Origin of the sequence: Pseudomonas fluorescens (assembly GCF_001307155.1) — a bacterium.
Taxonomy (GTDB): Bacteria; Pseudomonadota; Gammaproteobacteria; order Pseudomonadales; family Pseudomonadaceae; genus Aquipseudomonas; species Aquipseudomonas helvetica.
Map to the genome: position 1 here is coordinate 832,885 of NZ_CP012830.1, position 17,238 is coordinate 850,122.

The 17,238-nt window shown below is 59.0% G+C and carries 15 protein-coding genes; 5 read left to right on the forward strand and 10 right to left on the reverse strand.

The features are described from left to right. Positions 1 to 114 precede the first annotated feature (114 nt). Both pobA and AO353_RS03900 read left to right on the forward strand, forming a co-directional pair. Complete coding sequence (gene pobA / locus AO353_RS03895; protein ID WP_054593766.1) at positions 115 to 1,308, forward strand: 4-hydroxybenzoate 3-monooxygenase; 1,194 nt, start codon at positions 115 to 117, stop codon at positions 1,306 to 1,308. 79 nt (positions 1,309 to 1,387) lie between these two features. Continuing rightward, positions 1,388 to 2,905 carry an MDR family MFS transporter gene (locus AO353_RS03900; RefSeq protein ID WP_054593767.1) on the forward strand — a complete coding sequence of 506 codons (1,518 nt, stop codon included), beginning with the start codon at positions 1,388 to 1,390 and terminating at the stop codon, positions 2,903 to 2,905. A gap of 156 nt (positions 2,906 to 3,061) precedes the next feature. Here AO353_RS03900 and AO353_RS03905 read toward each other — a convergent pair whose 3' ends face one another. The 3 genes from AO353_RS03905 to AO353_RS03915 all read right to left on the reverse strand — a co-directional run bounded on the left by AO353_RS03905 (position 3,062) and on the right by AO353_RS03915 (position 5,974). Beyond that, the gene (locus AO353_RS03905; protein ID WP_173859944.1) at positions 3,062 to 3,910 is read right to left on the reverse strand and encodes an ATPase; all 849 of its coding nucleotides are present in this window, start codon (positions 3,908 to 3,910) and stop codon (positions 3,062 to 3,064) included. A 100-nt stretch (positions 3,911 to 4,010) separates the two neighbouring features. After that, positions 4,011 to 5,009: an NAD-dependent epimerase/dehydratase family protein gene (locus tag AO353_RS03910; RefSeq protein WP_054593768.1), complete on the reverse strand. Its 999-nt coding sequence runs from the start codon at positions 5,007 to 5,009 to the stop codon at positions 4,011 to 4,013. Positions 5,010 to 5,080: 71 nt separating this feature from the next. Further along, positions 5,081 to 5,974 (reverse strand): LysR family transcriptional regulator ArgP, encoded by an 894-nt coding sequence (locus AO353_RS03915; RefSeq protein WP_054593769.1) that lies wholly within the window; start codon positions 5,972 to 5,974, stop codon positions 5,081 to 5,083. A 96-nt stretch (positions 5,975 to 6,070) separates the two neighbouring features. Between AO353_RS03915 and AO353_RS03920 the strand changes: the two genes are divergently transcribed. From AO353_RS03920 to AO353_RS03930, 3 genes are all read left to right on the forward strand, one after another. Continuing rightward, on the forward strand, positions 6,071 to 6,472 hold the full coding sequence (locus AO353_RS03920; protein ID WP_054593770.1) for an ACT domain-containing protein: 402 nt from the start codon (positions 6,071 to 6,073) through the stop codon (positions 6,470 to 6,472). Between the two features lie 5 nt (positions 6,473 to 6,477). Then, positions 6,478 to 7,080, forward strand: coding sequence for a LysE/ArgO family amino acid transporter (locus AO353_RS03925; RefSeq protein ID WP_054593771.1), 603 nt, complete (start codon positions 6,478 to 6,480; stop codon positions 7,078 to 7,080). A gap of 174 nt (positions 7,081 to 7,254) precedes the next feature. Beyond that, positions 7,255 to 7,851 (forward strand): superoxide dismutase, encoded by a 597-nt coding sequence (locus tag AO353_RS03930; RefSeq protein WP_054593772.1) that lies wholly within the window; start codon positions 7,255 to 7,257, stop codon positions 7,849 to 7,851. 58 nt (positions 7,852 to 7,909) lie between these two features. Here AO353_RS03930 and AO353_RS03935 read toward each other — a convergent pair whose 3' ends face one another. From AO353_RS03935 to AO353_RS03965, 7 genes are all read right to left on the reverse strand, one after another. Further along, positions 7,910 to 8,203 carry a hypothetical protein gene (locus AO353_RS03935; protein WP_054593773.1) on the reverse strand — a complete coding sequence of 98 codons (294 nt, stop codon included), beginning with the start codon at positions 8,201 to 8,203 and terminating at the stop codon, positions 7,910 to 7,912. 565 nt (positions 8,204 to 8,768) lie between these two features. Then, the gene (locus tag AO353_RS03940) at positions 8,769 to 9,713 is read right to left on the reverse strand and encodes a hypothetical protein (RefSeq protein WP_054593774.1); all 945 of its coding nucleotides are present in this window, start codon (positions 9,711 to 9,713) and stop codon (positions 8,769 to 8,771) included. Further along, positions 9,710 to 10,060, reverse strand: a complete 351-nt coding sequence (locus tag AO353_RS31070; RefSeq protein WP_146016081.1) for a hypothetical protein — start codon at positions 10,058 to 10,060, stop codon at positions 9,710 to 9,712. The genes AO353_RS03940 and AO353_RS31070 overlap by 4 nt, the downstream gene beginning before the upstream one ends. Next, entirely contained in the window at positions 10,057 to 11,007 is a 951-nt protein-coding gene (locus AO353_RS03950) for a hypothetical protein (protein ID WP_054593776.1), read from the reverse strand. Before AO353_RS03950 ends, AO353_RS31070 begins: the two co-directional genes overlap by 4 nt. Then, positions 11,004 to 14,276, reverse strand: a complete 3,273-nt coding sequence (locus AO353_RS03955) for a toxin VasX (RefSeq protein ID WP_054593777.1) — start codon at positions 14,274 to 14,276, stop codon at positions 11,004 to 11,006. The genes AO353_RS03950 and AO353_RS03955 overlap by 4 nt, the downstream gene beginning before the upstream one ends. Continuing rightward, positions 14,273 to 15,106, reverse strand: a complete 834-nt coding sequence (locus AO353_RS03960; RefSeq protein WP_054593778.1) for a DUF4123 domain-containing protein — start codon at positions 15,104 to 15,106, stop codon at positions 14,273 to 14,275. Before AO353_RS03960 ends, AO353_RS03955 begins: the two co-directional genes overlap by 4 nt. Further along, a complete protein-coding gene (locus tag AO353_RS03965) occupies positions 15,103 to 17,127 on the reverse strand; it encodes a type VI secretion system tip protein VgrG (RefSeq protein ID WP_054593779.1) in 2,025 nt (674 codons plus the stop codon). Before AO353_RS03965 ends, AO353_RS03960 begins: the two co-directional genes overlap by 4 nt. Positions 17,128 to 17,238: the final 111 nt, after the last annotated feature.

The following is a 17,238-nucleotide window of genomic DNA, read 5'->3' on the forward strand; positions in this document are numbered from 1 at the left end:
TCAGCGCAGTTTTCACCTTCAATTGACCGACTCACAAGCGAAAAATGCAAGCACTCGATTCATAAAAACCATTCACCGACTTTGTCCGCGTGAAGCTTGCGAGCCCTAACAATAATGAAAACCCTCAAAACCCAAGTCGCGATTATCGGTGCCGGCCCCTCTGGCCTGCTGCTCGGCCAGTTGCTGCACAACGCCGGCATTGCCACGGTCATTGTCGAACGCCAGACACCCGACTATGTACTGGGGCGAATCCGCGCCGGGGTCCTGGAGCAAGGCATGGTCGAGCTGTTGCGCCAGGCCGGCGTCAGCCAGCGCATGGACGCTGAAGGTCTGGTGCATGGCGGCTTCCAGCTGGCCCTCGATGGACGCCAGGTGCACATCGATCTACACGCGTTGACCGGCGGCAAAACCGTGATGATCTACGGCCAGACCGAAGTCACCCGCGACCTCATGGCCGCCCGTCAGTCGGCGGGGGCATCGACCCTCTACGAGGCCAGCAACGTGATGCCTCACGGGATGAAATCCGCCGAGCCGTTCCTGACCTTTGAAAAGGACGGTGAAACCTGGCGCCTGGACTGCGACTACATTGCCGGTTGCGACGGCTTTCATGGTGTCGCACGGCAATCGATTCCCGCCGACACGCTGAACATATTCGAACGGGTCTACCCGTTCGGCTGGCTCGGTATACTCGCCGACACCCCGCCGGTCCACGATGAACTGGTGTACGCCCGACATGCTCGCGGCTTCGCGTTGTGCAGCATGCGGTCGACCACACGTACCCGCTATTACGTTCAGGTGCCCGCTGACGAAAAGGTCGAGGACTGGTCCGATCAGCGCTTTTGGGAAGAGCTGAAATCGCGCCTGCCGCAGGCGCTTGCCGACACGCTGGTCACCGGTCCGTCGATTGAAAAAAGCATCGCGCCGCTACGCAGTTTTGTGGTCGAGCCCATGCAGTACGGGCGGATGTTCCTGGTCGGCGACGCGGCCCATATCGTCCCACCCACCGGCGCCAAAGGCCTGAACCTGGCCGCCAGCGACGTCAGCACCTTGTTCAACATTCTGCTCAAGGTCTACCGAGACGGCCGCACCGAGCTGCTGGAGAAGTACTCGGAAATCTGCCTGCGGAGAGTCTGGAAGGCCGAACGGTTTTCCTGGTGGATGACCTCGATGCTGCACACGTTCGAAGGCAGCGATGCCTTCAGCCAGCGCATCAGCGAGTCGGAGCTCGAGTACTTCGTCGACTCCGAAGCCGGTCGAAAAACCATTGCAGAAAATTACGTCGGGCTTCCGTATGAGGCTATCGAATAGCCTGCTATCGACTTACACTGGCGAGCATCCCCGCTCGCCTTGCCTCTTGCGGGTTAATCACCGCCCGCAGGTTTGACCCGTGACCAATCTGAACCAGCCTGACTCCACCAAACCGGCCATCCGCAGCGTGTTGGTCTCCCTGATGCTGGCGATCTTTCTCGGGGCGCTGGATCAAACCATCGTCGCCGTCTCGATGCCGGCCATTTCAGCCCAGTTCAAGGATTTCAGCCTGTTGGCCTGGGTCATCGCAGGCTACATGGTGGCGATGACCGTGGCAGTGCCGATCTACGGCAAGCTCGGCGACCTTTACGGCCGTCGGCGGCTGATGCTGTTCGGCATGGGATTATTCACGCTGGCCTCGGTGTTTTGCGGCATGGCCCAGAGCATGGAGCAGCTGGTCCTCGCCAGGATTTTTCAGGGCATCGGTGCCGGCGGAATGATTTCGGTCAGCCAGGCGATCATCGGCGACATCGTGCCGCCCCGCGAACGCGGGCGTTATCAGGGTTACTTCAGCAGCATGTACGCGGTGGCCAGCGTGGCCGGGCCGGTGCTCGGCGGTTACATGACCGAGTACCTGTCGTGGCGCTGGGTGTTTCTGATCAACCTGCCGCTGGGCCTCGGCGCCTGGCTGGTGGCCAACCGCACACTGGTGGGTTTGCCGGTGCCGCAGCGCAAGCCGGTCATCGATTATTTGGGCACGTTGCTGATGATCATCGGCCTGACCGCGTTGCTGCTGGGCATCACTCAGGTTGGCCAAGGGCATTCGTGGCGCAGCAGCGAAGTGCTCGGGTTGCTGGCGTGTGCGGTGCTGACCCTGACGCTGTTCGTCTGGCATGAGCGGCGGGCGCGCGAGCCGTTGCTGCCGATGCACCTGTTCGCCAACCGCAATGCACTCCTCTGCTGGTGCACGATTTTCTTCACCAGTTTCCAGGCGATTTCGCTGATTGTGCTGATGCCGCTGCGTTTCCAGAGTGTCACCGGGGCCGGAGCCGACAGCGCGGCGCTGCACTTGTTGCCGTTGGCGATGGGGTTGCCGATGGGCGCCTACTTCGCCGGTCGCCGGACCTCGGTGACCGGTCGTTACAAACCGATGATCCTGACAGGCGCCCTGCTCACCCCGATCGCGATTCTCGGCATGGCGTTCAGCCCGCCGCAAGCGATGCTCATCAGCAGCGCCTTCATGTTGCTCAGTGGCATTGCCACCGGCATGCAGTTCCCGACCTCATTGGTCGGCACGCAAAACTCGGTGGAGCAACGCGACATCGGCGTCGCCACCAGCACCACCAACCTGTTTCGCTCACTTGGTGGCGCGGTCGGCGTGGCATTGATGTCGGCCTTGTTGCTGGCGCTGTTGCAGGATTCGAGTTTCGCCCATTTGACCGGCTCGTCGCTGATCGCCGAAGGCAGTTCCGGAAACGTTTTGCTCGATGGCCTGAACGCCGCACCGGGCGAGACTCAAAACGCCTTGCGCGCCGAGCTGCTGCTGACCTTCCAGCATTTGCTGATGGTCAGCGCAGCGGTGTCGTTGCTGGGGCTGGCGGCAGCGATTGCGATGCCGAACAAGGTGTTGCGCGGGCGGGAAGACAAGGTTCGATAGAGAGACCGAGTCGCCTGCATCGCGGGCAAGCCTTGCTCCTACAAGAGCAGTGCATTACCTGTAGGAGCAAGGCTTGCCCGCGATGGCGTCATCACAAATACCACATCATCAAGAGCTGTAATCCCCCCGCAGCCACAGGTGTTCAACGCCTATACATCAAGGTCGAGCGTTGAGCTGCTGCTGCAGGTTCTGGATCTGGCTCTGCAAGGTGGTGATGTTGCGTGTGACCTGGCCACGGAAGGCGTCGAACTCGGCGACATTCGCATTGCTGCCTTGAGCCGCGGCCGGGCGGCTGTCCTGCTGGCTTTTGATCACTACCAATTCTTGCTCCAGGCGCTCGATCGCCGCACTCGGGTTGCCTTGTTTCTTCAAGGCGGCGATTTCGGCACTCAGGCTTTTCAGCTGGGCATCGAACTTGCTGGTGTCGCTCGGGGTATTTTTCAGGGTCGTCACGTCAGCGCTCAGGGCTTTCAGATCGGTTTGCAATTGAGCGTTGACGGCATGTTGCTCAACGCTTTGCGCAGCGATCTGTGCCAGCCGCTTGTCCAGGTCCGACGCCTGGCCGACTACGCCTTGCTGCTGTTGGTTCTGCTCCACCAGCTTGGTTTCAAGTTGCTTGATTTTCAGTTTCAGCGCTTCGCTGTCGCTGGTGACGTTCGACTGACTGGCGACCACTTTGCCGGAAATATCCTGCAAGCGCCCGGCGGCCTCCTCGCTGATGCGGGCAAAACTTTCCTGGGTCGCGACCAGTTGCTGCTCCATCAGCGAGATCTGCTGAAAACTCCACCAGGCAAGGCCGGCAAAAGCGAACAGCAACGCCCCGACCAAGGCCCACAACGGGCCGGTGCTCGGGACTTTTACTTTGCCCCTGCTCGCGTTTCGCGCATGTACGCTGGTGTGTTCACGGGCAGCGGCGGCGGTTGGAAAATCGTCGGCATCGTGAGGGTCGGCACGCAGGCTCGGTACATCGTCGAAGTCGTCGTTGGCATCGTTACGCATGGACATGAGGCAACCTTTCTGAACCACAGTGATGGCTAAATGCGACGAGTATAAACCCTGAACTCGCCGCATTGATCGACCGTGATCAGTTGGCTCGGTTCAGAGTTTATTTTGCGCCCGGGTCCTGGGCCTTCCACCAGCCGCAAAACTCATCGAGCGCCGTCCACAGACTGACCTTGGGATCGTAGTCCAGATAATGCCTGGCGCGGCTGATATCGAGGGTGAAGTTTTTGTTCATCACTTGCATGCCCAAACGTGACAGGGTCGGTTCCGGACGCCCCGGCCAGAGTGCGCAAAAGCCCTCGTTCAGCGCCGCAATGCTGTAGGCCAAACCGTAGGAGCGATGACGAGTCACCTGCGGGACGTCCATCTGGCGCATTACATAATTGACCACATCCCACAGCGGCACCGGCGCGCCGTTGCTGATGTTGTAGGCCTTGCCAAGCGCCGATCCCGTCGCCAGCAAACAGCTGAGCATGGCTTCGTTGAGGTTCTGCATGCTGGTGAAATCGACCTTGTTCAGGCCGTTGCCGATGATTGCCAAACGCCCTTTGCGCTGCATGTTCAACAGACGCGGGAAAATGCTCATGTCACCGGCTCCAGTGACAAAGCGCGGGCGCAGGGCCAGTACTTCAAGACCAAACTCCTGAGCACCGAAGACTTTTTGCTCGGCCAGGTATTTGGTCGCTGCATAAGGATGCTTGAAGCGCTTGGGTACCTGTTCTTCGGTCAGCCCCAGGTGGTCACGGCCATCGAAGTAGATCGAGGGTGACGACAAGTGCACCAGCCGCCGGACGTTCTGTTTCAGGCAGGCTTCGACCACGTTTTCGGTGACCAGCACGTTACCCTGATGGAAGTCCTGATAGCGCCCCCAAAGCCCCACCGCACCCGCGCAATGCACCACGGCTTCGACGTCTGCGCACAGCTCGCGAACCAGTTCCGGGTCACTCAAATCGCCCTGGACAAACTCCGCGCCCCGCCGTACCAGATGTTCGACGCCTTCGGCCCGGCGGCCGTTGACCCGCACGTCCAGGCCCTGCTCCAGGGCGAAACGCGCAAAGCGCCCGCCAATGAAGCCGCTTGCGCCGGTGACCAGAATTTTCATGACTTGCTCCGATGTGTTTCGTTTTTCATGCGTGTCGCATTACCGATTTCGTCTGCTCTTGACGCTGCCCGTCAGTCCAACGGCACCAGCCACTGCCTGGATAAACGTACCAGATGCTCGGTGAGTAACCCCAGCAACTGGCCACCATTGCGCCAATGATGCCAGTACAACGGCACATCAATCGGTTTATCTGGCAACAACTCCACCAGCACACCGCGCTCAAGCTGTTCACGCACCTGCAACTCCGGCACCAGTCCCCAGCCCAGACCGGCTTCAGTCAGACGGATAAAACCTTCGGATGACGGGCACAAATGATGTTCGAAACCACCCTCCACGCCCAATGACGCCAGGTAACGGTGCTGCAAAAAGTCATCCGGGCCAAACACCAGCGCCGGCGTGCGCGCCAACTGATCGGCCCTGACCCCTTGGGGAAAATGCCGGGCAATAAACGCCGGGCTGGCCAGCGCGCGGTAACGCATGGCGCCCAGCAACACGCTGCGAGCGCCAGCCACCGGGCGCTCACTGGCACACACGCACGCCGCCACTTCACCGGCGCGCATGCGTTTGAGGCCAACGGTCTGGTCTTCCACCACCAGGTCGAGCAATAGATGTTGCTCGGCGCAAAAGTCACTCACCGCCTCGGCCCACCACGTGGCCAGGCTGTCGGCGTTGAGGGCGATGCGCAGGCGTTCCGGCAAGCCTTCTTCGTCCAGCGCCGGCACCAGGCTTTGCAGGTCGCGCTCCAGCAAACGCACCTGCTGCACATGGTTGAGCAGACGCCGGCCAATCTCGGTCGGTGCCGGTGGCGTGGCCCGCACCAGCACCGGCTGGCCGATGCGCGCTTCGAGCAACTTGATGCGCTGGGAGATCGCCGATTGCGACAACCCCAACACCTGAGCGGCGCGCTCGAACCCGGCCTGCTCAACCACCGCAGCAAGGGCGGACAGCAATTTATAGTCGAACATCAGTTTTCCTAATGAGCGATCAGCAATATTGGTTTTTCTTATACAACCTGGAGCAGGAGAATGACCAGCAAGAACTCTTGAACAAGGATCAGCGACATGGCTGGCGAAACCTCATTGAACACCCTGCTGCGCAGCATGAGCCCGCAGCTCAACGACGGCGAATACGTGTTCTGTACGATTCGCGACGGTCACCTGCCGAAGGGCTGCGAAATCATCGGCAGTTTCCGCGAACAGGAAGGCCTGACGGTGATTCTTGAGCGCTCGCAAGCCGAAAAGGCCGGGTTGAGTTTCGACTATCTGGCGGCGTGGATCACCCTCAACGTGCATTCGGCCCTCGAAGCCGTTGGCCTGACCGCCGCCTTCGCCACAGCCCTCGGCCAGGCCGGGATCAGCTGCAACGTGATTGCCGGCTATTACCACGACCATTTGTTTGTCGGCCAGGCCGACGCCAAGCGCGCGATGTCGGTACTGCGGCAGCTCGCGGCCAACGCGGAGTAAACCTTATGTGGCAAAGTTATGTGAACGGCCTGTTGGTCGCTGCGGGACTGATCATGGCGATCGGTACGCAAAATGCGTTCGTGCTGGCGCAAAGCCTGCGCCGCGAACATCACCTGCCGGTGGCGGCGCTCTGCGTGACCTGCGATGCGTTGCTGGTGGCCGCCGGAGTGTTCGGGCTGGCGACGATCCTCGCGCAAAATCCACTGTTGCTGGCGATCGCCCGTTGGGGTGGCGCAGCCTTCCTGCTGTGGTACGGCAGCCTGGCCCTGCGTCGCGCCTGTTCCAGGCAAAGCCTGCAACAGGGTGAAAACCAGACCGTGCGTTCATTGCGCGCGGTATTGCTCAGTGCACTGGCGGTGACGCTGCTCAACCCTCATGTGTATCTGGACACGGTGTTGCTGATCGGTTCGCTCGGGGCCCAACAAACCGTGCCGAGCGCTTATGTAGTGGGCGCGGCCAGCGCATCATTGCTGTGGTTTTTCACCCTGGCGCTGGGTGCCGCGTGGCTGGCGCCGTGGCTGGCACGCCCGAGCACCTGGCGGATTCTCGACCTGCTGGTGGCGGTGATGATGTTTGCCGTGGCCTTTCAACTGATCAGCGCCGCCTGAATATTACAAACGGCTCTGGAACCTCTATTCCACACAGTTGCTGCGTGGTTAAGCCGCACCCCCGGTGCTATGATCCGACACCTGCGCCGCAAAGAGTACAAACTCCCGGCGCTTGTCTGGCCGCCCGTGATCGGCCTTGCGCTCACCGCAACTGACCTGATTAGGAGAATCACCATGGCTTTCGAATTGCCGCCACTGCCTTACGCACACGATGCACTGCAGCCGCACATTTCCAAGGAAACGCTGGAATATCACCACGACAAGCACCACAACACCTACGTCGTGAACCTGAACAACCTGGTGCCAGGCACCGAGTTCGAAGGCAAGACCCTGGAACAAATCGTCAAGACTTCTTCGGGTGGCATCTTCAACAACGCCGCTCAGGTCTGGAACCACACTTTCTACTGGAACTGCATGGCGCCAAACGCTGGCGGTCAACCAACCGGCGCACTGGCTGACGCAATCAACGCGGCTTTCGGTTCGTTCGACAAGTTCAAAGAAGAATTCACCAAGACTTCGATCGGCACCTTCGGTTCCGGTTGGGGCTGGCTGGTGAAAAAAGCTGACGGTTCCCTGGCCCTGGCCAGCACCATCGGCGCCGGCAACCCGCTGACCAGCGGCGACACCCCGCTGCTGACCTGCGACGTCTGGGAACACGCTTACTACATCGACTACCGCAACCTGCGTCCGAAGTACGTTGAAGCGTTCTGGAATCTGGTTAACTGGAAGTTCGTGGCTGAGCAGTTCGAAGGCAAAACCTTCACCGCTTAAGTCTGCTTGCAGTCAAAAAAACCCGGCATTGCCGGGTTTTTTTATGGTTGAACATCGGCTATTGGTGCTGGGAGGCCTCAAAACCACGCTGCTCAATCACCCCAAACACATCGGCAACATCCTGGATCATGATCCGGGCGATGTTGGTGACGGTGTTGATGTCGTTCTCGGCGTAGTCCGGCAGGCTGGTGCAAGCCATGAGGTTGAGGTACTTGAGGACGGCATTAAGGCGTTCGCTGACGCAGTTGTGGAGATCGCGTAGCGGCGCATCACTGTCGATGAGCAGGACGGGGTAATCGGTGGCGAATTGGGCCATGGGGGTGAAGCGGCGTGACGGGTTGTTCATCGTCATAAGTAAATCTTCCTCGAATCTAAAAGAAGAGCTACCGCCGTTCGCTGCGAAACGAATGGGGTGGTAGCTATGTGCGGGTTCGCAGACCAGGGATACGAGGAACCCGGCAGACCCGAAGATCTCCCACACACAGCCACCATAAAACGGACTTCGGGCGTTGAGACGACCGTCGTTACTTTTTAGGGTGCTAGGTTACTACACGTATCGTAAGGGCTGCGAAACCCCGTAGCCGATTGACATTGGCCACGGGAGAACTTTAGGCGTCGACTTTAGTGACTGCAACTGCGGTGTAGGACGGTTGCGCGGTCATTGTGGCGAGGGAGCTTGCTCCCGTTCGGCGGCGAAGCCGGCGTAAACCGGCTACTCGATGTGACTGGAGGAATGAACGCGCAGGTTTTTTGGCTGCTTCCCCCCCCGATGAGAACAAGCTCTCTCGCCACACCGGGAGCAGTCCTACAAGTATTAGGGACATGCAAAAATCAAAAAATCGCAGCTTTCGCAGCGCCTATTTTTGAAAACAAACCTGTCCTTGCGCGTCCCTTGCAGATACCTGCCGGTGGCGTGCTCACGCCGCATCCCTGGCCCGCGTGGCCAGTTCAGACTCGCGTTTGGCGATGGCGGCTTCCAGTTCCGGGGAGCGTTTTACCCACTGTTCCGGGGGTAATGGTTTTGACCATTCGATGATGTCGGGATAGGGCAGGTCGGGGGGCGGATTCAGTTTCCAGCGTTCAAGGACATCTATCAGTAGTGTGTTGAAAATGAAAAGCCCGCAAAACCCTTCCCACAGGGCGGTTACGAACCAGCCTCTCAATTTCGCGGCTTTGATCAGATCGTCCAGGTAAGTAGCCCATATTCCTTTTGATCTGTCGAAACGTGCGGTTTGATCCTCAACAGCCTGCGGACCAATCTCCATGTAACTGCGCATACACTCCCACAACGCCATCGCCGTGGTGCCGCCGCCACAGTTGAAACCCAGTGAAAAGTGCTTGTTATCTTCCTTGGCATGCGGGTCTGGGTTTTCGAAACCGATGATCAATAAACCCATCGTGGCTTTACCGGACTGACTGACCGACGACTGCTGGGTGGCGGCGGCCGTCACGCTTTCCCACGGCACGATCCAATACTCGCCATTGTCGCGCGGTACGCAGACTTCTCGGCGTTGTCGATTGAAGCGCACGGGTAGGGGCACATCGCGGAGTAGCCCTTGGATTAAAAACAGTATTGGGATGCTCATAATCACTGCACCAAGAATTAACACACCTTGGCTAAAATCAGAGTTGAGATTACGAGTGAAGAAAGACATGGCTAGGACCACCATTACTCCCGGCCACATCACCATTACCGCCGAACCTATGCTGTAGTTCCCAATATCCAAAAACACGTCGTTCTTGCGCCAAATGATGTTGAGTGCATCACAGGGTTTTCTACCCGTAGGAATCGGCAACGGCGCCAAGTAGTCATTGCGCGAAAACATCCGTTTTTTCGTGGTGCCTGCCGGTGGCGTGCTCATTGTTTGTCCTTGGGTTGCAGGTAAATCGCGCCGGGATGGTCCTCGCCGAGCGGGTATTTCGGCACACGATCCAATTGCGGCGTAGGGTCGGCCCGCAGCTCTATCACGCCAGTGGTGTCATTCAGGGTAAAAGCGAGTCCTAGTTCGCCGCCGATAAAAGTGCGGGCGCCGAGCATTGCGATCAATGGCGTGCGATACCGCAACCTTAGTGAAACTGTGCTGGGTGTCGTGCCCAATATATTGCGCAGATCTTTAAAGGGGCCACTCAAGCGTAGGCCCTGACCTGCGTTGTGCGGTATCCACTGACAGGTACTGCTGGGCAAGTAACCTTGAGTATTCATCGTCAAGCCAACGCTCGCTCTGCCTGTGCGGCCAGTTCAGCCTCGCGTTTGGCGATGGCGGCTTCCAGTTCCGGGGAGCGTTTGGCCCACTGTTCCGGGGGTAATGGTTTTGACCATTCGATGATGTCGGGATAGGGCAAATCAGGGGGAGGATTCAGTTTCCAGCGTTCAAGGACATCTATCAGTAGTGTGTTGAAAATGAAAAGCCCGCAAAACCCTTCCCACAGGGCGGTTACGAACCAGCCTCTCAATTTCGCGGCATTGATCAGATCGTCCAGGTAAGTAGCCCATATTCCTTTTGATCTGTCGAAACGTGCGGTTTGATCCTCAACAGCCTGCGGACCAATCTCCATGTAACTGCGCATGCACTCCCACAACGCCATCGCCGTGCCGCCGCCGCCACAGTTGAATCCTAGTGAAAAATGCTTGTTATCTTCCTTGGCCTGCGGGTCTGGGTTTTCGAAACCAATGATCAGTAAGCCCATCGTCGCTCTCCCCGCCTGACTGACCGACGACTGCTGGGTGGCGGCGGCCGTCACGCTTTCCCATGGGACGATCCAATACTCGCCATTGTCGCGCGGTACGCAGACTTCTCGGCGTTGTCGATTGAAGCGCACAGGTAAGGGAACTTCGCGGAAGAGGCCTTGGATCAGAAACAGTGCTGGGATGCCTGTGATGATTGAGCCTGCTATCAATATGTCTTGGCTAAAATCGCCTGAGGCGATGTTGCGTGTGAGATAAGCTATGGCTAAAAATAGCATCACCACTGGCCACAACACCATCACCGCCGAACCAATGCTATAGCTGCCAATGTCGAGAAAGGCCTCGTTCTTGCGCCAGATCGTGTTGAGCACGTCCTGCGGCTTTTCTCCCGTAGGAATCGGCAACGGCGCCAGGTAGTCATTGCGCGAAAAGATCCGTTTTTTCGTGGTGCCTGCCGGTGGCGTGCTCATTGTTTGTCCTTGGGTTGCAGGTAAATCGCGCCGGGGTGGTCCTCGCCGAGTGGGTAACTCGACACTCGATCGAGTTGCGGCGTCGGGTCGGCCCGCAGCTCTATCACACCAGTGGTGTCATTCAGGGTAAAAGCGAGTCCCAGTTCGCCGCCGATAAAAGTGCGAGCGCCGAGCATTGCGATCAATGGTGTGCGATAACGCAACCGTAGGGAAACCGTGCTGGGTGTCGTGCCCAATATGTTGCGCAGCTCTTTAAAGGGGCCACTCAAGCGTAGGCCCTGACCTTCTTTGTGCGGTATCCACTGACAGATGCTGCTGGATAACCAATGAGGCGTCATGTCTCGCCAGGGGCGCGGTGTTTTGTAGTGATGGATCGGGCTGTTTTTGATCAGGTCGCGGGAGGCCTGGGTATCAACGGGGTCACCGACCATGCTCAGTTCCAGATAGACACTGTCCGGCTCGGCTCCCGGTAAATCGATGGTCAGGGCATTGATGGAGCTGACGAAAGCGAGGCCTGAAGGGCCATTACCCGCAGTCGTCTCCGAGCTACTTTGCATGCTGACCCGAGGCGAATAAAGGATGCGGTACAGCCGGTCGAGTTCGTCTTGTTGGGCTTTGGGCGCGATAGGTTCCAGATCGATAGCTCGGGCTTTAGACCAGCAGCAGAAATTCAGGAAGTTTTGCAGCGGCGTCCGCTCAAAGAACCAAGCAGTCAGGTACAGCAATCCCAGTGCGGCGATGATCCAGTTCAACGGGCCCATATACAGCGTGTAACGCAAGATGGCGACTTCGACTTCAACTAAACCTGCCAAGGCTCTGCCGGTTTGGGCCATCCCCAACAATGCCTGAGCACCAAAAGCACCGACCTGCCCTGCGACCACGGTCTGCCGCATCTCCAGCCACGGATCGACTCGGTTTTGGGCACTCTCCAGTTGTACTTGTAGAGACTTGAACTCCGCAATCGCTGCGGCGGTGGACAATCCACCAATCACCCCACCAAACAGCGTAAGCGTCGGAGCCGCAGATGAGCGAATAAAGAACCGATCCTTCCCCAACCCATTCCGCACCTGGTTATCAACCACCGCCACCAACGCTGCGGCCGCATATAGCGTGGCAGAGGCCGTATCGTATTGACGCCGACTGTCCATCCCCTCCAACACCCCGGCCTGACTCAAATAGTTATGCGCATTCAGCACGTTCAACAACAACGCCGCCAACGGCACCACTCCACCGCTGTCGGTCACAAAAAGCGATCTGACAATCCGTTCCACACGCCCCATGCCTATGGCCTTCGCTGTGGCACTCACCCATTGACGAAGCCCTTCGGCCTGTTGCCCCAACAACGTCCACACCTGCCGGCCAGCCTCGGTCACGAACTGCAAACGCGTGTCGCTGCCCAGTCGGGCGGCGATGAGGATGCCCATCCATGAGCCGCTGAAGGTGCCGTCACCCTTGAGCAACAACAGCGCCGCCGCCAGCCGGTTGACCAGCACGCTCCATTGGCTGCCGGCGTCTCGGGCCATGGCCGCGATGTCGTTCAGAACCGCTGCGCTCAAAGGTGCCAATGCCTGATGGGTGGCGCTGATGTTGTCGGAGGCCAGTGCCGCCATCAGCTCGCCCAGGCGAGAAATGTCGTTAACCGCCGCCTCGATCGAGGGCGTCCAGGCGTTGAACAGTTGTTTCAGGGCGCCGCCATCGGCGGCCCGCACGTAATCGGCGAATTGTTCGGCGCCCTGGGCACGGATGCATTGGGCCGTCAGGCAACCGCTGGCCAGTTCGGTCAGCCAGTGGCGCGTCTCCAGGTCGTGGTAATCGACAAACCAGGTACCGCTGCGGGAGCGTGTCAGGTACACGCCTCGGTCGGCAAATAACGTGGTGTGACGCTGTTCGATGTGCTGATAGTGCGTCGCGGCGGTTTCGGCGAACCAGCGGTTCATGGCGTGCAGATCGATGTACTCACCGACCTTGGCACTGAAGATCTGGTTATCGATATTGGCCTGTTTTTCAGCGCGGTATTCGCGCACCAGGTATTCCACTTCGGCGTACAAGTCCGCCGGAATAAACGCCCGCACCGGGGCCACGATGTGAGTGATGCGCGCATCACGGGCGGCGACTTCGGCCTGGCTGGGCTGGCCGCCGTGCTGCCGGGCCTGGGTTTCAGCCCGGAGTGCTTCATCGAGCTGACGCTGAGTATCGAGCATGACCTGGCCCTGCTCGGGCGTGAGGTTGATGTCGCGCCCCTTGTAGCGGTAGCTGATGGACCCGGCCAATTCGGCGCCGTCTTCACTGATCAGGCTGCGCACAAAGCCGCCGATGCTCAGGCGCAGGTGGTTATCTGCGAGCCATTGCTCGTGATCCGCCTCTAGCCACTCCTGCTCGTGATTGATGTCACGCAGCACGCCCAGGTCGTCGTCCAGGCAGGCGAACACGGGAAACAACGCCCCGGCCTTCGCCTTGGCGGTGTCCAGCCAATCCTGGGTGCCCTGAGCATCCCAGCGTTCGGCGCTCCACTCGCCCGGCACCTGATCACTGGCCTCAGGATGTCGGGCGATGACCTTCTCGCGCTCACGTGCCCGATGCATGGCGTCGGTGTAGGCCTTGATGTTGGCCAGGGTCGGGTCTTTCATCAGGGTTGCGCCCAGCGCGTCGGTGTCCTCAGCGCCCTGTTGCTGGTCAGCCTTCATCGACCGCGCATAGGTACTCGGAATGAGTTCGGCCATGACCTGAACGGCTTTTTCCAGTGGCGGACAATGCTCGGCTTGCAGTTCGTTGGCCACGGTGCGCAAGGCCAACGGGCGCATGTGCGCGCTGCGTTGGGCGCTGCTGTCGCTCAGCGATTGGCAATGTTCCGGGCCCAGTGGGAACTCGCTGTAGAGCATCCAGGCATCGTGGACTTTTTTCAGGGCCAGCCCCGTCAGGGTGGCGTCGAGCACCTGAGTGGCATCGGCCTCCAGCGTCTGTTCCTTGAGCAAACCATTCGGCGAGACGGCAAAACGCTTGAGGGGGCCTGTGTCCTGCCACAGATAAACAAACCCGGCGCGCAGACGACGCGCCGCCATGGGACGACTTTGCGTGCTCACACTGGGAACGCAGCAGGGGTGCTCGGCTTTTTCCTCAGCCAGGGCATAGCGCACGGGCACCACGAATAGCTCGGACTGGCTGGCCGGACAAGGTGCCATCGTAGTGTTGATATCGACGTGAGGCTGAGCCTTGGCGGCCCGTTCGGCCTGAGCGGCGCGGTCGACCATCGCCAGTTTTTGGGCGCTCATACGCAGCCTTCCTTGTCGGTGAGCTGTTGACGCGTCAGTTCGGCATTCAGGTTTTCCAGCCGTTGCCTGGGCGATACGCCGGGCTCGACCAATATCTGTCGGTAAGCCGCGTGAGCCGGCGCATCGGGAAAGTCAGTGCCCAGCACTGCGTGGAAGCGAGCCCAAAGCAGGACTTCATCGATGGCGCTGTAACCGTGACGTCCGGCAGTGTGCTGGCACTGCGACGCCCACTGTTGCAGTGCAAAGGCGTCCAGCCCTTGCAGGTATTCGGCAAAGTACTGTTGGCTATGTTCGATCAACCGTTGAGCGAGCTGCTGCCGTTGGGCGGTGCCCAAGTGCTCCAGTTGCTCCGCAGGCAGGTATAACCAAGGCTCTTGCGCATACTGTGCAGCGGGCTGATCCGGATTTTCCTGATGGATATCCAATTCCGGAAGCCGGATCAAGCGCACCGGTCCCATCAGCCGATCACGCTCATGGGGAGGCAAACCCGTCAGCCACAACGCTGTGATGCGAGGGTCGTAATAACGAAATAAAACCGTGACATCCCCTTCGACACGAGCGTGAATCAGACTGCGTAAATGCTCAAGCACAACCGCTTCTTGCGCCTCTGACTCCAGCCAGATGCCACACATCGCGCTCCACTCCCGATAAAAGGTGTAAGCCAGCGGACTATTGGGGGAAACAGGCACCAACACCGGCCCGACTTCCTCCAATAGGCCAAAAGCGGTGGTCTGGTAAAGCGATTGGAACGCTGTGCTCTCGAGCTCGAACAAACGCTCAGGCAGGCGTTCAATCTGGGCGCGATCCAGCAGCAGGTAAGCCTGACTCATGCCGATGTCTCCGCCAGTTTTTGACACACGGCACAGATCGGTGCGGCCTGCTGCGCCGCCTCAGTCAATGCCTGTTTTTGCACGGCCAGTGATGGCGTAATCAAAGCCTGTGGCGCCACGGGGAGCAATGAACGAGCAGGCTCCGGAGCTATCCCGGCCATCGGCGCGCCACCTTCAACAATGGCCACGCTGCTGAAAATCCCGCTGGCATTGATCACGATGTGGTGACCACCCGCCTTGAGCGTCAGGCTCATGCCGGCATCGATCACCACGTTGGTGGCGGTAACGCGAGCCTGTTGACCCGCCTTAATCACCAGCGTGCCTTCTGCCGTCGTGCTGCTGTTGCCGGTGATAGTGATGAGTTCATCACCACCGATCACCGTGTTACGCACGCCTTGGGTGGTGTGCAGTTCGTCGCCCTTGATCAGACTGGTGCTGTTTTTGTGCACCTGTTCGAAGCGGTTGTTGCTGATCAGACAGTGGCTGTCGTTGAGGATCAGTTGCTCGATGTCGCGTTGGGCACGCAGGTAGATTTTTTCCTGCCCCGCACGGTCTTCAATCGACAATTCGCTGTAGCCGCCACTACTGCGCGGCGAGCTTTGGCTGCGCAGAACCGTTCTGGTCTTGTTCTTGGGCAATTGATGAGCGACGGACGTGACCTTGTTGACCACGCAACCGGTGATCAACGGTTGATCCGGATCGCCTTCCTGAAAGGTCACGACCACTTCCATGCCGACGCGCGGGATGGTCACTGCCCCAAAACCCTCGCCGGCCCAACTGGATGCAACCCGTAACCAGCAACTGCTCTTTTCGCTGTTGAGTTCGGCCCTGCACCAAGGAAACTCAACTTTGACGCGACCGTACTCATCGCAAAAAATCTCCTCTCCGGGCGGTCCTGTGACACGAGCGGTCTGGCAGACCAGCACGGGTTTGCGGGGAGGCAGCGGTGGACGGTAGAGCACGTACGACGCAATTGCGCTGAAGCGGTTGCGGTAGCCTTGGGTAAAACCGCTTTCGGGTGTGGCGTCGCTGGTGATCGCTTCCTCCAGTGATTGAGGTTGTCGCCCAACGTGCTGAACGCTGACCAGCAGCCATAAATCGTTGCACGTTTTGCGCGGATGCTCGGTCAGGTCGAAGAAGTGACCGCTGCGCAAGGTCGGCTGATCGCTATTGCCCTCGGCCAGTTGATAATCGGTACGGTGCCGTTCCAGCGCCTGGCGGGCGAGCTGTTTGCCGCGTTCTTCAGTGTCCATCCGCACCGGGTAGCGATAGTCCTCAAGCTCTGGGCTGAACTCGGCCGTGAAGCGGCTTTCCAGCAGCAAGCTCGGGCGTATCAGGTCATAGTCACGGCGTGTGACTGTGCTGGTGCGAGTACTGAAACGCAGAGAGAACTGGTTAACGACCGGATGCTCCGCCACCATGCCGGCGTCTTGTTGATAAGGGGTTTCGCCCAGCTTTGGGAAAAAGACCTGATCGTCCGTGAATACCAGCACATGGCCGTCAGGCGAATGCTGGTGATGCCACGCGATACCATCTTCGGCACACAGGCGCTGAATGAACTCAAAATCACTTTCCCCATATTGGGTGCAGTATTTGCGGACGGGACTGGTGCTGACATGAAAGATGAAGGCATCGGCCTGAACGCCGTGGCCTTTGAACACCTTCGCAATGATCTGCGGCACCGTCAGGTTCTGGAAAATCCGCTGATCGTGACTGAACTGCAAGTAATGCAGCGTCGGTACGAGGGTCAGGCGATAACGGGTCAGGCGCCTACCGGTTTCACCGACGAACACCTCTTCGATATGGCCATGAAGGCCTTCGCCGTTATGACCGAATTGAAGGAATGCGGGTTGGGCGAGCAGGCTCTCCAGATCGAAATCAGGGTTTTCGCTGACCAGTTCAACCTGGATCGCGTACAAGGCGCTGATGGCCTCAGTGCCGTCGAAGGCCAGCACCTTGAAATCGTTGCGAACAGCGGGAATCTGCAGCGCGAAGTGCACCGTATTGGCCGAATCGAACATACGCTTATCCCTAAGCAAAGAGGAAATGAAGCGCGATGTCCAAACCGTCCATGGTTTGTGCACGCGAAAATTGGCGGGCACGTTAACAATGGGGAAATTGGATTGATGTAG